The organism is Pseudomonas sp. Pseusp97, assembly GCF_047304025.1.
Classification (GTDB): Bacteria; Pseudomonadota; Gammaproteobacteria; order Pseudomonadales; family Pseudomonadaceae; genus Pseudomonas.
This window is the reverse complement of record NZ_JBGLYK010000169.1, coordinates 1-12,886: the sequence shown is the minus strand read 5'-3', so window position 1 is coordinate 12,886 and position 12,886 is coordinate 1. Positions and strand designations below refer to the sequence as shown.

The 12,886-nt window shown below is 68.4% G+C and carries 10 protein-coding genes and 2 pseudogenes; 1 reads left to right on the top strand and 11 read right to left on the bottom strand.

The genetic code is table 11. The features are described 5' to 3' along the window. Positions 1–97: 97 nt before the first annotated feature. The 3 genes and pseudogenes from ACCC94_RS22125 to ACCC94_RS22115 all read right to left on the bottom strand — a co-directional run. Positions 98–901 (bottom strand): annotated as a pseudogene (locus ACCC94_RS22125) (aldo/keto reductase); the annotation flags it as partial. 61 nt (positions 902–962) lie between these two features. Then, the gene (locus ACCC94_RS22120; RefSeq protein ID WP_413351694.1) at positions 963–2,285 is read right to left on the bottom strand and encodes an LLM class flavin-dependent oxidoreductase; all 1,323 of its coding nucleotides are present in this window, start codon (positions 2,283–2,285) and stop codon (positions 963–965) included. 97 nt (positions 2,286–2,382) lie between these two features. Continuing rightward, on the bottom strand, positions 2,383–4,641 hold the full coding sequence (locus tag ACCC94_RS22115; RefSeq protein ID WP_413351692.1) for a TonB-dependent receptor: 2,259 nt from the start codon (positions 4,639–4,641) through the stop codon (positions 2,383–2,385). Positions 4,642–4,872: 231 nt separating this feature from the next. Between ACCC94_RS22115 and ACCC94_RS22110 the strand changes: the two genes are divergently transcribed. Then, positions 4,873–5,913 (top strand): LacI family DNA-binding transcriptional regulator, encoded by a 1,041-nt coding sequence (locus ACCC94_RS22110; protein ID WP_413351691.1) that lies wholly within the window; start codon positions 4,873–4,875, stop codon positions 5,911–5,913. Positions 5,914–6,148: 235 nt separating this feature from the next. On the opposite strand, the gene ACCC94_RS22105 is transcribed toward ACCC94_RS22110, so the two are convergent. From ACCC94_RS22105 to ACCC94_RS22070, 8 genes and pseudogenes are all read right to left on the bottom strand, one after another. Further along, the gene (locus ACCC94_RS22105; RefSeq protein WP_413351690.1) at positions 6,149–6,790 is read right to left on the bottom strand and encodes a phosphoribosyltransferase; all 642 of its coding nucleotides are present in this window, start codon (positions 6,788–6,790) and stop codon (positions 6,149–6,151) included. A 19-nt stretch (positions 6,791–6,809) separates the two neighbouring features. Beyond that, on the bottom strand, positions 6,810–9,017 hold the full coding sequence (locus ACCC94_RS22100; RefSeq protein ID WP_413351689.1) for a xanthine dehydrogenase family protein molybdopterin-binding subunit: 2,208 nt from the start codon (positions 9,015–9,017) through the stop codon (positions 6,810–6,812). Then, positions 9,014–10,000, bottom strand: a complete 987-nt coding sequence (locus tag ACCC94_RS22095; protein ID WP_413351688.1) for an FAD binding domain-containing protein — start codon at positions 9,998–10,000, stop codon at positions 9,014–9,016. The genes ACCC94_RS22100 and ACCC94_RS22095 overlap by 4 nt, the downstream gene beginning before the upstream one ends. After that, on the bottom strand, positions 9,997–10,503 hold the full coding sequence (locus tag ACCC94_RS22090) for a (2Fe-2S)-binding protein (RefSeq protein ID WP_413351687.1): 507 nt from the start codon (positions 10,501–10,503) through the stop codon (positions 9,997–9,999). Before ACCC94_RS22090 ends, ACCC94_RS22095 begins: the two co-directional genes overlap by 4 nt. A 79-nt stretch (positions 10,504–10,582) precedes the next feature. Beyond that, the gene (locus ACCC94_RS22085; RefSeq protein WP_413351696.1) at positions 10,583–11,236 is read right to left on the bottom strand and encodes a glycosyltransferase; all 654 of its coding nucleotides are present in this window, start codon (positions 11,234–11,236) and stop codon (positions 10,583–10,585) included. After that, the gene (locus tag ACCC94_RS22080; protein WP_413351695.1) at positions 11,236–11,808 is read right to left on the bottom strand and encodes an SAM-dependent methyltransferase; all 573 of its coding nucleotides are present in this window, start codon (positions 11,806–11,808) and stop codon (positions 11,236–11,238) included. Before ACCC94_RS22080 ends, ACCC94_RS22085 begins: the two co-directional genes overlap by 1 nt. Before the next feature lie 14 nt (positions 11,809–11,822). Next, positions 11,823–12,569, bottom strand: a complete 747-nt coding sequence (locus ACCC94_RS22075) for a PIG-L deacetylase family protein (RefSeq protein ID WP_413351686.1) — start codon at positions 12,567–12,569, stop codon at positions 11,823–11,825. Beyond that, positions 12,566–12,886 (bottom strand): annotated as a pseudogene (locus ACCC94_RS22070) (acyl-CoA dehydrogenase); the annotation flags it as partial. The pseudogene ACCC94_RS22070 and the gene ACCC94_RS22075, both read right to left, overlap by 4 nt.

Genomic DNA, 12,886 nt, shown 5'->3' with positions numbered 1-12,886 from the left:
TTTTTTTTAATGAACCGGGGACGACCTAGATCTACAGCTCTCTTTTCGTCGGCAGCTTCTGTTGTGTATTAGAGACTCCTATGTCGTGGAGGGCGATCAGCGCGCGGGCGCGGCGCAGGTTGTCCTCGGACAGGTGCTCGGGCCGCAGCGAAGCGCCGCCCGGCTGGTTGACCCGCGCGTCGGCCGGCACGCCGTTCAGGTAGCGGTCGGTGAGCAGTCCCTGGGCCAGCGGGGTGAAGGCGATGACGCCGGTACCCAGTTCGTCGGTGGTGGCCAGCAGGTCTTTCTCCACCCAGCGGTTGAGCAGGTTGTAGGCCGGCTGGTGGATCAGCAGCGGCACCTTCCATTCCTTCAGCAGCGCGGCGAGCTCGGCAGTCTTGCCGGCCGAATAGGACGAAATGCCCACGTACAGCGCCTTGCCCTGTTGCACGGCGCTGGCCAGTGCCCCGGCGGTTTCCTCCAGCGGCGTGTCCGGGTCGAAGCGATGCGAGTAGAAGATGTCGACGTAGTCCACCCCCAGTCGCACGAGGCTCTGGTCGAGGCTGGAGAGCAGGTACTTGCGCGAGCTGCCGCCCTGGCCGTAGGGACCCGGCCACATGTCCCAGCCGGCCTTGGTGGAGATCACCAGCTCATCGCGGTAGGCGGCGAAGTCTTCGCGCAGCAGGCGGCCGAAGTTGATCTCGGCGCTGCCGTAGGGCGGGCCGTAGTTGTTGGCCAGGTCGAAATGGTTGATACCCAGGTCGAAGGCGGTGCGCAGCAGGGCGCGCTGGCGGTCCAGCGGTACGCTGTCGCCGAAGTTGTGCCACAGGCCCAGGGAGAGGGCGGGCAGCACCAGCCCACTGCGGCCGACGCGGCGATAAGGGATGCGCTGGTAGCGCTCGGGGTGGGCGAGGTAGGTCATGGAAACTCCTTTTAAAACAGGCAGCTGGGCAAACGGGCCGCAGGGGGGCGGCCGTGAATCGTCAGAGGGTGTAGCGGTTGGCCGGGCGCTTGAGCCCCAGATGCTCGCGCAGGGTGCTGCCGTTGTACTCGCGGCGAAACAGCCCGCGCCGCTGCAGTTCCGGCACGACGTGGTTGGCCACGTCTTCCAGCCCGCCGGGCAGGTGTGGCACCAGCACGTTGAAGCCATCGGCGGCGCCGCCTTCGAACCAGGCCTGGAGTTCGTCGGCGATCTGCGCCGGCGTGCCGATCAGGCTGTAGTGGCCGCGCCCGCCAGCGATGCGCCGGCCCAATTGGGCGAGGGTGAGGTTCTCGCGCCCGGCCAGTTCGGTGAGCAGCAGCTGGCGGCTGCGCTGGCCGCTGTCGGTGAGGGGCAGCTTGGGCAGCGGGCCGTCCGGCGGGTAGGCGGAGAGGTCGAAGTTGCCGAGCATGCGCGAGAGCAGCGCCACGCCCACCTGCGGCTCGACCAGCTCCTGGAATTCCTCGAATTTCTCCTGCGCCTCGGCCTGGCTCTGGCCGACCACCACGAACACGCCGGGCATGATGCGCAGGTCATCCGGGCTACGGCCGAAGCGTGGCAGGCGGCCCTTGAGATCGTTGTAGAAGTCGCGGGCGGCGGCCAGCGAGGTCTGTGCGGTGAACACCACTTCGGCGGTCTGCGCGGCCAGCTCGCGGCCGGTCTCCGAGCTGCCGGCCTGGACGATCACCGGGCGCCCCTGGGGCGAGCGCGCCACATTCAGCGGGCCCTGCACGCGGAAGTGTTCGCCCTGATGATTGAGCACATGCAGCTTGGCCGGGTCGTAGTACTGGCCGCTGGCCTTGTCGCGGGTGAAGGCGTCGTCTTCCCAGCTGTCCCACAGGCCGGTGACCACTTCGTGGAATTCCCGTGCGCGGGAGTAGCGCTCGGCATGGCCGAAGTGCTCCTGGCGGTTGAAGTTCAGCGCCTCGGCGGCGGCATCGGAGGTGACCAGGTTCCAGCCGGCGCGGCCGCCGGAAAGGTGGTCCAGCGAGGCGAACTTGCGCGCCACGTGGTACGGCTCGTTGTAGCTGGTAGTCACGGTAGCCACCAGGCCGATGCGCTCGGTCACCGCCGCCAGCGCCGAGAGCAGGGTCAGCGGCTCGAAGTGGTCGGAGCGCGCCATGCGGCTGGCGATGTCGGCGGTAGGCGCCGCAACGCTGTCGGCGACGAAGACGGCATCGAACTTCGCCGCTTCAGCCACCTGCGCCAGGCGCTTGTAGAGGCGGAAATCGAGGCCGCCGTCGGCCGGCACTTCGGGGTGGCGCCACGCCGAGATGTGGTGACCGGTGGCCATGAGAAAAGCGCCAAGGGAAAGGGTGCGTGTCATGTTGGTTTTCCTGTGTGTCCGTCGGGAGGGACGCAAGGCGGCGTGGGCGTTCTTCTCTGCGGCGCCGGGGCGAGCCGGCGCCGCCTGGTTCAGACGATCAGAAGTCCTTGCGCAGCTCCACGCCGAAGTAGCGGCCGTCGTCGCGCGGCACCATGCGGTAGATGTAGCTGCCGCCGCTGGCCAGCAGGGGCGAGTAGGACTTGTCGGTGAGGTTCTTGCCCAGCAGGGCGACGCGCCAGCCGTCGTTGTAGTCGGCCAGGGCAATGCTGGCGCCCCACAGGCCGTAGGCGCCCTGGATGGTGTCGGGGTTCTGGCTGAGGTCGTACTGCACCTTGTCCTGCCAGCTGTAATCGGTGCCCAGCTCCACATCCAGTCCGTTATCCAGCGGGATGCTGTAGTCGGCGCGTACGTAGCTCTTCCAGTCCGGCGAGAAGGGCAGCGGCTTGCCGTTGACGTTGCAGGCAGCCGCCGCGCCCGCCGGGCAGGCGAAGCTGTCGATACGCGCCTTGGTGTAGGCGACCGCGCCGGAGACCTTCAACTGGCGGGTGGCCTGGTAGCTGAAGTCCAGCTCGGCGCCTTCGCTCTTGACCTTGCCGGCGTTGATCAGGCGGGTCACCACCTGCCCGGCGACGGTGTCGTAGAAGTTCGCCTGGTAGTTGTCGTAGACGGTGTGGAACACCGCGAGGTTGGCGGTCAGGCGATTATCCAGCGCGGTGGTCTTCAGGCCCGCTTCCCAGGAGTTGGAGGTCTCCGGCTTGAGCGCCTCGGTGTCGCGCGGCTGCATGTTGAAGAACACGTTGTAGGCCGGGCCCTTGTAGCCGCGCGAGTAGGTCAGGTAGCTGGTGAGCTGCTCGCTGAGGTCGTACTGCAGGCCCAGTCGGCCGGACCAGCCGTCCTCGTCGGTGGAGCCGGAGCTGGAGGTGGATGGCTGGATGCCGGTCACCGCGGTGGCCGAAGTGGAGCGGCGGCGGTGGTCGTATTCCAGGTCGTCGTGGGTGTAGCGCAGGCCGGCGATGCCACGGAAGTCGTCGGTGAAGTTCAGCGTGCTTTCGCCGAACACCGCGTAGGTGTCGCTGCGCGTGCCGTAGTCGGCCACGCCGGTGTTCTGCGCGGTGGTGGAAGTCACCACGCGGCGGTAGGTCTCATCGTCCACGGCGTGCATGTAGTAGAGGCCGCCGACGTATTCGAGGAACTCGCCCCTGGGCGAGGCCAGGCGCAGTTCCTGGGAGTACTGGTCGTAGTTCAGCTCGCCCTTGTCGTGGGAGCTGGGGATGCTCGCGGTGACCCGGGAAAGACGGTCGCCATCCTGCCACTGGGTGTTGTCCCAGCCGCGCCAGGCGCTGATGGAGGTCAGGGTGTAGTCGCCCAGGTTCCAGTCCAGCTGCGCCGACAGTCCCTTGCTGGTGTCGTCGACGTGGGTGCGGTAGTCGCTGTTGATCTTGCGGTTGTCGCTGTCCGGCGTGACCGGGCGCAGGGCATTGGCGAAGGCCGCGCTGGAAGTGCTGGTGATGACGCCGCTGGGGCTGTCGTCGTTGCCGTGCATGTAGTCGGCGATCAGGGTGACCTTGAGGTCGTCGTTGGGGGTGAGTTCGAACTTCGTGCGCGCGCCGGCGCGGTTGTAGCCGTTTACTTCGTGGCCGTTGTAGACGTTGTCCACGTTGCCGTCGTAGCTGCCCACCAGGGTGGTGACGCTGGCCTTGAGCTTGCCGGGGATCAGCGTACCGCCGATGCCGAAGCGGGTGCGGTTCTCGTTGCCGCCGCCAAAGTGCGAGTAGTCGATGTAGCCGGTGGTTTCGTCCGGCACTTCGCGGGTCACCACGTTGAGCACGCCGGCCGACGCGTTCTTGCCGAACAGCGTGCCCTGCGGGCCGCGCAGCACTTCGATGCGCTCGACGTCGAGCAGGTCCAGGGTCGCCTGGCCGGGACGGCCGAGCACCACGCCGTCGATCACCGTCGACACGCTCGGCTCGACGCCGGGGGAGGTGGAAATGGTGCCCACGCCACGGACGAACAGCGAGGTGTCCTTGTTCGAGGCGCCGGTGCGGAAGTTCAGGCTCGGCACCTGCTGGACGATGCTCGACACGTTGTTGCGGTTGTCGCGCTCCAGCTGCTCGCCATCGATCACCGAGACGGCCACCGGGACCTTCTGCAGCGATTCCTCGCGGCGGGTGGCGGTAACGGTCACCGCTTTCAATGTCGGCGCCGAGTCGGCGGATTGGCTGTCGCCATTGGCGGTTTCGGCTGCCTGCACGCTGCAGGCCAGTGCGCCGATCACGCTGGCGATGCCCAGGGCCAGCGCGCTGCGCCGGCCGGTGAATTGCGGACGGCCGAGCGTCCCCCGTTGTTGCGATTGCATAGCCACTCCTTCTTGCCCTGGTCCGCCCTCGGTTCTCTTTGCCGGGGCGCCTTTTCTGCGGGACTGTCACGAGCGCTCGCTCGTGCGAGTGGCTGGATCGTTGCGGACAGTTTGTGTTGGTAGCGCTAACATCGACGAGTATCCTGAATCACCAAATAGATCGTCAAATAATTAAAAATTACGTTTATATTCCTTATATGTAATCCCAGGAACCGCAGCAGGAGAGCCGCGTTGGCCAACCAGACCCCTCGCAAACGCCGTGGCGCAGGACGCGTGACGCTGACAGCGGTCGCCGAACTCGCAGGCGTTTCCGCCATCAGCGTGTCGCGCTATTTCAACCAGCCGGCACAGCTGTCCGATGACCTGCGCGAGCGTATCGGCGCGGCGGTGGAGGAACTGGGCTACGTTCCCAACCAGGTGGCGGGCGGCCTGGCTTCGGCGCGGGGCAGGATAGTGGGCATGGTGGTGCCGAACATTTCAGGGCCGATCTTTGCCGACACCATCCAGGCCTTCAGCGACACCCTGGCCGCCCACGGCTACCAGCTGCTGCTGGCCTCCAGCTACTTCTCCGAAGACAAGGAGGAAAGCGCCGTGCGCGCCTTCCTCGGCTGGAATCCGGCGGCGCTGGTGCTGACCAGCCACTTCCATACTGCGGCCACCGAAAAGTTGATCGCCGGCGCCGACATGCCGGTGGTGGAGGTCTGGGACTACCAGCCCGAGCGCGCGCCGATCCAGGTCGGCTTTTCGCACTTCCAGGTCGGTGTGGACGCGGTGCGTCATCTGCACGGCAAGGGCTATCGGCGCATCGCGTTCGTGCAGAACAGCGCGCCCGGCGACTTCAGCGCTCTGGATCGCCGCGACGGTTACGCCGACACCCTGCGCGAACTGGGCGGCGAGCCGTGGATGTTCGTTCCCACCCGGAGCGCACCTTTCGAAGCCGGCCGCCAGGCCATGGAAGCCTTGATGGCGCGGGGAGCGCAGCGGCCCGAGGCGATCATCTTCGCCAACGACAACCTGGCCGCTGGCGGACTGCTCGCCGGCCAGCGCGCCGGTTTGAAGATTCCCGAGGATTGCGCAGTACTGGGATTTGGCGACTATCCCTTCGCGCCGATGCTGCTGCCGAGCCTGTCGACGATCAAGCCTCCGGCCCGCGAGATCGGCGAAATCGCCGCCCTGCGGGTGCTGCAATCCATCGGTGTGGTGCCGCTTGAGGGCGCGGTAGAGCGCTTGAACCTGCTCGGCTGCCGCGTGCTGGAGCGCGAAAGCGGCTGACGAGGCCCTTGTAAGAGCAACGGTCTTCTGAAGGCTCGTGCCGGGGGCAGTCCCCTCTCCCTAACCCTCTCCCTGAAGGGAGAGGGGACTGTCCGGCGCGCACGAATAGCCCTGCGCTGTCCGGCCGATTCCGTGCTGCCCGAGAGTGCCGATTGGCTCCCTCTCCCTTCAGGGAGAGGGCGGGGGGAGAGGGTAGGCCGCTGGTAAGGTATTTCAGGTGAAAGCGAACGTGCGGTCATTTCATCAGCAGGTCGATCACTTCCTGATCGCTCAGCTGGTGGAAGTCGCGGTAGTGGTCGCCCACCGCGCGGAACGGCGAGGGGGTATCCAGGCAGATCAGCGTGTCAACCTGCTCGCGCAGCCTCTGCACGGTTTCCTCCGGGCCCACCGGCACGGCGAGCACGATCCGCTGCGGATGCTGCGCCCGCAGGCATTGCAATGCGGCACGCATGGTACTGCCGGTGGCAAGGCCATCGTCGACCACGATCAGGTCGCGGCCCTCCAGCCGCGCCGGAGCCTTCACGCCACGGTAGAGCAGGCGGCGGCGCTCCAGCTCGCGAAGCTGCTCCATTACCTGCTGCTCGAACCACTCCGGCGGCGGATCGAAGCGCGCCAGCATCTGCTCATCCACCACCCAGTTCGGCTCCGGGCCGTCGACGATGGCGCCCAGGGCGTACTCCTCATTGCCCGGTGCGCCTATCTTGCGCACCAGCAGCACGTCCAGCGGCGCGCCAAGGATGCGCGCAATCTCCCTGGCGACCGGCACGCCGCCGCGGGGCAGGGCGAGGACCAGCGGGGCGGCCAACGGCATGTCGCGCAGGACCATCGCCAGGGCGATGCCGGCGTGGCGACGATTGGTGTAGCGCGGACTGGGCATCTGTACCTCCTTTCGCGAGTCACAGCAGCTTGTCCAGGGTGACGGGCAGTTCGCGGATGCGTTTCCCGGTTGCATGGTAGACCGCGTTGGCGACCGCCGCCGCCACGCCGACTATGCCGATCTCGCCGACGCCCTTGGAGCCCAGCGGATTGACCACCGCGTCCGGTTCGTCGACGAAGAGCACGCGGATGTCGCCGATGTCGGCCTGCACCGGGATGTGGTACTCGGCAAGATTATGGTTCATGAATCGACCCAGGCCGTGGTCCATCAGGCTGGCCTCGTGCAGCGCCATGCTCACGCCCCAGACCACGCCGCCGAGGATCTGGCTGCGCGCGGTCTTCGGGTTGACCACCCGGCCGGCGGCGATGGCGCTGACCACCCGGCGCACCCGCACCGTACCCAGCGCCTCGTCCACCGCCACCTCGACGAAGACTGCCGAATGGGTGGCCGTCGCGTAGCGCTGGCGCAGCGGCGAAGGATGGGCGGTGGCGCTCGCCTGGAGGCTGCCGTAGCGCTGGAACAGTTCGGCGAAGCTGACCCGGTGCTCGGCGGTTTTCGCCTGCAGTTGCCCGGCGCTGCACTCCACCTGGTCGTCGGTGAAATGCTGGAAGGGGCTCGATGGCAGCTGCCGCGCCGCGTCCAGGAGGTTCTGCCGCAAGGCAAGGCAGGCTTCGCGCACCGCACTGCCCACCGAGGACACGGTGAAGGAGCCGCCTTGCAGCGGCGCCTGCGGCAACGCCGAATCGCCCAGCATGAAACGCACCCGCTCCGGCGGCAGGCCGAGCGCCTGCGCGGCTATCTGGGTCATGGCGGTGTAGGTACCGGTGCCGATGTCGGTGGTCGCGCTGGCCACCACCACGCTGCCATCCGGTGCCAGCGCCGCACTGGCGCTCGCCGGCATCTGCAGGGCTTCCCAGACGCCGGTGGCCATGCCGAAGCCGATGCGCAGGTGGCCTTCACGCAGGCTGCCGGGTTCTGGCATCTGCGTCGGCCAGCCGAACTGCCGCGCGCCTTCGCTGTAGCAGTCGCGCAGCGCCTTGCTGGAGTAAGGTTTGCCGAGATTCTGGTTGACCTCGGTGAAGTTGATCAGGCGCAGGTGCAGCGGGTTGATTCCGGCGGCCCAGGCCAGCTCGTCCATTGCGCATTCCAGCGCGTACACCCCTTCCGCGGCACCGGGGGCGCGCATGTCCAGCGGGGTGTAGACGTCCAGCGGGACCAGGCGGTAGGTCAGGCGGACGTTGTCGCAGTGGTAGAGCATGCCGGACCACTCCGCGACGTGCGCCGTGAAGCGCTCGAAGCGCGAGGTCTGCCCGGTCACCTGATGCACCAGGCCGAGCAGGCGGCCTTCTTCGTCGGCTCCCAGGCCCAGGCGTTGCACCGTACGCGGCCGGTAGCCGAAGGTGAATTGCTGCTGGCGGGTCAGCGTCACGCGCACTGAACGCCGCAGCTTTAGCGCCGCCATGGCGGCCAGCGGCAACTGGTACTGCGGGCGCAGGCCGGAGCCGAAGGCGCCGCCGACGAACGCCGCCTGCACCCGCACTTGCGACGGCTTGAGCTTGAGCACCTGGCACAGGTAGTTCTGGCTGTTCTGCGAGCCCTGCGTCTTGTCGTGCACCAGCAGGCTGCCGTCGGGCTGGTAGATCACCGTGGAGGCGTGGGGCTCCATCGGGTTGTGATGTTCGACCGGCAGCTCGTATTCGGCCTCGATGCGCACCGGCGCGCTGCTCAGCGCGCCATCGGCATCGCCGCGGGGGCCGGGCAGTTCGGCGGGGGCGGCGATGGCCTGCTCCTGGTTGCTGCGCAGGTCGGTCGAGTGCGGTTCGCGCTGGTATTCGATGCGCACCAGGGAGGCGGCGTGGCGCGCCGTTTCCAGGTCCTCCGCGACGACCAGGGCCACCGGCTGGCCGTTGTACAGCACCCGATCATTGAACAGCGGGCGGAAGGAGGAACCGTCGGCGGAGTCCTGGTCTTCGTAGCTGTCGTCGTCGGGGGCCAGCGCTGGCCGGTCGAGATGGGTCATCACCAGGCGTACACCGGGCAGGGCGCTGGCGGCGTCGCTGTCGATGCCGATGATCCGGCCGCGGGCGATGGAGCTGCTGACCACTGCGCCATGCAGCAGTCCTGCGGCACTGTATTCAGCCGCGTAGCGCGCGCCGCCGGTGACTTTCAGCGGGCCGTCGACCCGGTCCAGCGGTGTGCCGATGGCATGGTGCAGCTTGCTGTTCATCGCTCACCTCCCGTCGCCAGTTGCAGCGCGCGGACGATGCTGCGCCGCGCCAGTTCCACCTTGAAGGCATTGTCGTGCAGCGGCCTGGCCTTGCGCAGAAGGTGCTCGGCGCAGCGCTGGAAATACGCGGCCTCGGGCGGCTTGCCCAGCAGCAGGTCTTCGGCCTCGGCGTCGCGCCAGGGTTTGTGGGCCACGCCGCCCAGCGCGAGGTTGACCTGGGCGATGTGCCCGGCGCCGTCCAGCAGCAGGCCCACGGCTACGGAAACCAGGGCGAAGGCATAGGACGCGCGGTCGCGCACCTTGAGGTAGGCGCAGTGATCGGGGAAACCTTCGCCGGGCAATTCGATGCCCAGCACCAGCTCGTCGGCGGCGAGGATGTTGTCCTCCTGCGGGCGGCTGCCGGGCAGGCGGTGGAATTGCTCGAAGGACAGGCAGCGTTGGGCCTGCGGGCTGCGCACGTGCACCACGGCATTCAGCGCGGCCAGCGCCACGCACAGGTCGGACGGGTGCACCGCCACGCAGTGCTCGCTGGCGCCGAGGATCGCATGCTGGCGATTCAAGCCGTCCTTCGCCGGGCAGCCGCTGCCAGGCTCGCGCTTGTTGCAGGGCACGGCGCGGTCGTAGAAGTAATGGCAGCGCGTGCGCTGCAGCAGGTTGCCCCCGGTGCTGGCCATGTTGCGCAGCTGCGGCGAGGCGCCGGCGAGAATGGCGCGGCTGATCAGCGGGTAGCGCTCGATGATCTGTGGAGCAGCGGCAAGGGTGGCGTTGTCCACCAGCGCGCCGACGTACAGGCCGCCGCTGTCGGTGTCGCGGATCTCGCGCAGCGGCAGGTCGTTGATATCGATCAGCCGCTCCGGCCGCTCCACCTCTTCCTTCATCAGGTCCACCAGGTTGGTGCCGCCGGCGATGAAGCGGGTGTGCGGGCCGGCCAGCGCCACGGCCTCGTCGATGGCGGCGGGACGGCTGTAGGCGAAGGGGGTCATAGGTCCTCCAGGCGGCTGGCGGGCAGGGCATCCTCGATGGCATCGAGGATGTTCGGGTAGGCGCCGCAGCGGCAGAGGTTGCCGCTCATGCGCTCGCGCAATTCATCGCGGTCGTGGGGCGCCTGCTCCTGGGCCAGGGCGACCGCCGAGCAGATCTGCCCCGGCGTGCAGTAGCCGCACTGGAAGGCGTCATGGCGGATGAACGCCGCCTGCATCGGGTGCAGCTCGCCATCGCGCGCCAGGCCTTCGATGGTGGTCAGGCGGTGGCCATCGAGCATCACCGCCAGCAGCAGGCAGGCGTTCACCCGGCGGCCGTCCAGCAGCACGGTGCAGGCGCCGCACTGGCCGTGGTCGCAGCCCTTCTTGCTGCCGATCAGCCCCAGCTGCTCGCGCAACAGGTCGAGGGTGGTGGTCCAGGGCAGCACCTGCAGTTGCCGGTCCTCCCCGTTGAGGGTCAGGCGGATGGTCTGCGCCGCCATCGATGGCTCGCGATTTCCGGGCATGGGGCCTCCGAAGGATGGGTGGCTTGCCTGGGCTGTGAGTGAGGCGTTCGGCGATGGTTCGGAAATTCCGCGCGAGCGGTCAGGGCGCCGCCAGGCTCTGGACGAACTCGCCGAAGCCGCCCGGCGCGCGGAAGTCGTGGCGGGCGCTGGTGGTGACGCAGGTCTGGTGCGTCCAGACGATGCGCGCGCCGCTGCGCTCCAGGTCGCGGACCAGGTGCACGTCCTCGTCGCTGGGCAGCGGCCGGAAGCCACCCGCACGCCGGTAGGCGCGGGCGCAGATGCCAAGGTTGGCACCGTGGACGTGCCGGTGATCTTCGCGGCTCTGGTACAGCTCCAGATAGCGGCGGCGGACTTGCGGCGCATGGTTCGACCAGTCGCCGACCCTCACCGTACCGCAGACCGCCTCGGCGTCGAACGCCAGCTGGCGCACCAGCCATTCACGACTCACGCAGCTGTCCGCGTCGGTACAAGCCAGCCAGCGGGCGCCACGCTGCAACAGCCACTCGGCCCCTTCGCGGCGCGCATGGCCGACATTGCGCCGGCCGACGTGCAGCACCTCCGCTCCGGCCGCCCGGGCGACGGCTTCGCTGCCGTCGCTGCAGGCATCGAGCACCACCAGGATGCACACCGGTTCTGCGTCGAGCCCCGGATGCCGGGCCGCCTCGCGCAGCGAGCGAAGGCAGTCTCCGAGAACCTTTTCTTCATTGTGAGCGGGCACCAGCACGCCGATCATCACGCCTCCTCGTCGAACCACAACTCCAGTCGAAAATCCCTTTCCAGGTGGCGCAGCGCCGGGCGCTTGCCCAGGGCGTCGGCCAATACCTCATGCACCTCGTCGCCGGCCAGGGCGCAGCCCTCGATGGGGTGGCGCCAGTGGCAGGCGAGCAGCACACCGCCCTCGCAGAGGCTCTCGCGGGCCCGCTCGCCGGTGAGTTCCCAGGCCTTGGGGGCGAGGTAGTAACCGACCTCGCCGAGCACGATCAGGTCGAAGCGCGCCTTGGGCCAGTCCTCGGGCAGGCGGTGCTGCTCGATGCGCACGTTCTCCAACCCGGCCAGCCGGTTGCGCGCCAGCGCCACGGCCGCGCCGCTGTAGTCGCTGCATAGCAGCCAGTCCGCCCGCTGCGCCAGCGCGGCGCTGGTTTCGCCGTTGGCGCAGGCCGGCTCGTAGGCGTGGCGAAAGTGCGGCCGGGGCAGGCAGGCGAGGATCAGCTCGCGCTTGCGCTGCTCGTACCAGCGGGTGCGAAAGCGCCAGGGATCGGGATCGCCGTCATACAGCTCGTCGAAGTAGCTCGCCGGCAGGCCCAGGCTCAGGGGACGGTTCATGGGAAGAACACCTCGAAGGGCTGCAGAAGGGTTTCCAGCAACTGCTCGCCGAGCACCGGATCAGGCCCCTCCAGCTGGCTGGCGTGGGCCTGGATGGCTTCGCGCTTGCGCTGCACGGCGGCCTCGTCGAGATCCAGGCGCAGTGCCTGCGACCAGGGCAGGCGCGGGTCGCCCGGCAGCGCCCAGTGCCAGGCCCAGACCGGCGCCTGGAAATGCCGCGCATGCAATTGCTCGGCGACCTGGGCGCAGGCGAGGGCGGTGGCTTCGTGATCACAGTGGCCGTCGTAGCGCCAGGTGCTGATCAGCCGGTCGCCGGGGCGAATCAGGTTGCGCAGGCGCGCGGCCAGTTCGTCGGCGTCCACCGCTGCGTCGGGCAGATGCAGGCGCTGCCAGTCCCAGTGATGCAGGTCCAGGCCCAGGCGGGCGAGGGCGATGCGGCTTTCCAGCTCGCGGGTAGTGCGCAGGCGCTGTGGCGTCCAATGCAGCGAGCCGGGATGACTGCCCTCGCCATCGCTGACCGACACCAGCAGCCCCGGGCGGGTATCGGCAGCAAGGCTGGCCAGCAGGCCGCCGCAGGCCAGCACCTCATCGTCCGGGTGCGGCGCCACCACCACCAAGCGGCAGCCCGGCGGCGCCAGCTCGTCCAGGCGGATACGCGGCAGTTGCTGCAGCTGCGTCGAGGCTCGCCATACGGATGCCGGCGTACCGCTGGAAGCGGCAATCAGGTCGAGCGCCTGACTCACAGCGCCCAGGCCTCTTCGTTCCCCGCCTTCAGGTGCAGCCCCAGGTGCGCCAGGTCGCGCTCGCCGTGACTCTGCCGCAGGAATACCGGCAGGTCGGCGGCCAGGCGGGCAAAACGCCGATCACGGCAGAAGGGCGTGGCGCCCAGCGCGCGGCCGGAGCGCTGCGCGAATGCGCCGGGTGGATCGACGAAAACCCCGCCACCTGTTCGGAGCTGGCCGCGCCGGCCAGGGCGGCATCCACCGCACCCAGGTGGGCCATGGCGTGCGGGTCGTCACTGTGACCATGTCGCAGGTAGCTGTCCAGGCGGCCCGCACGC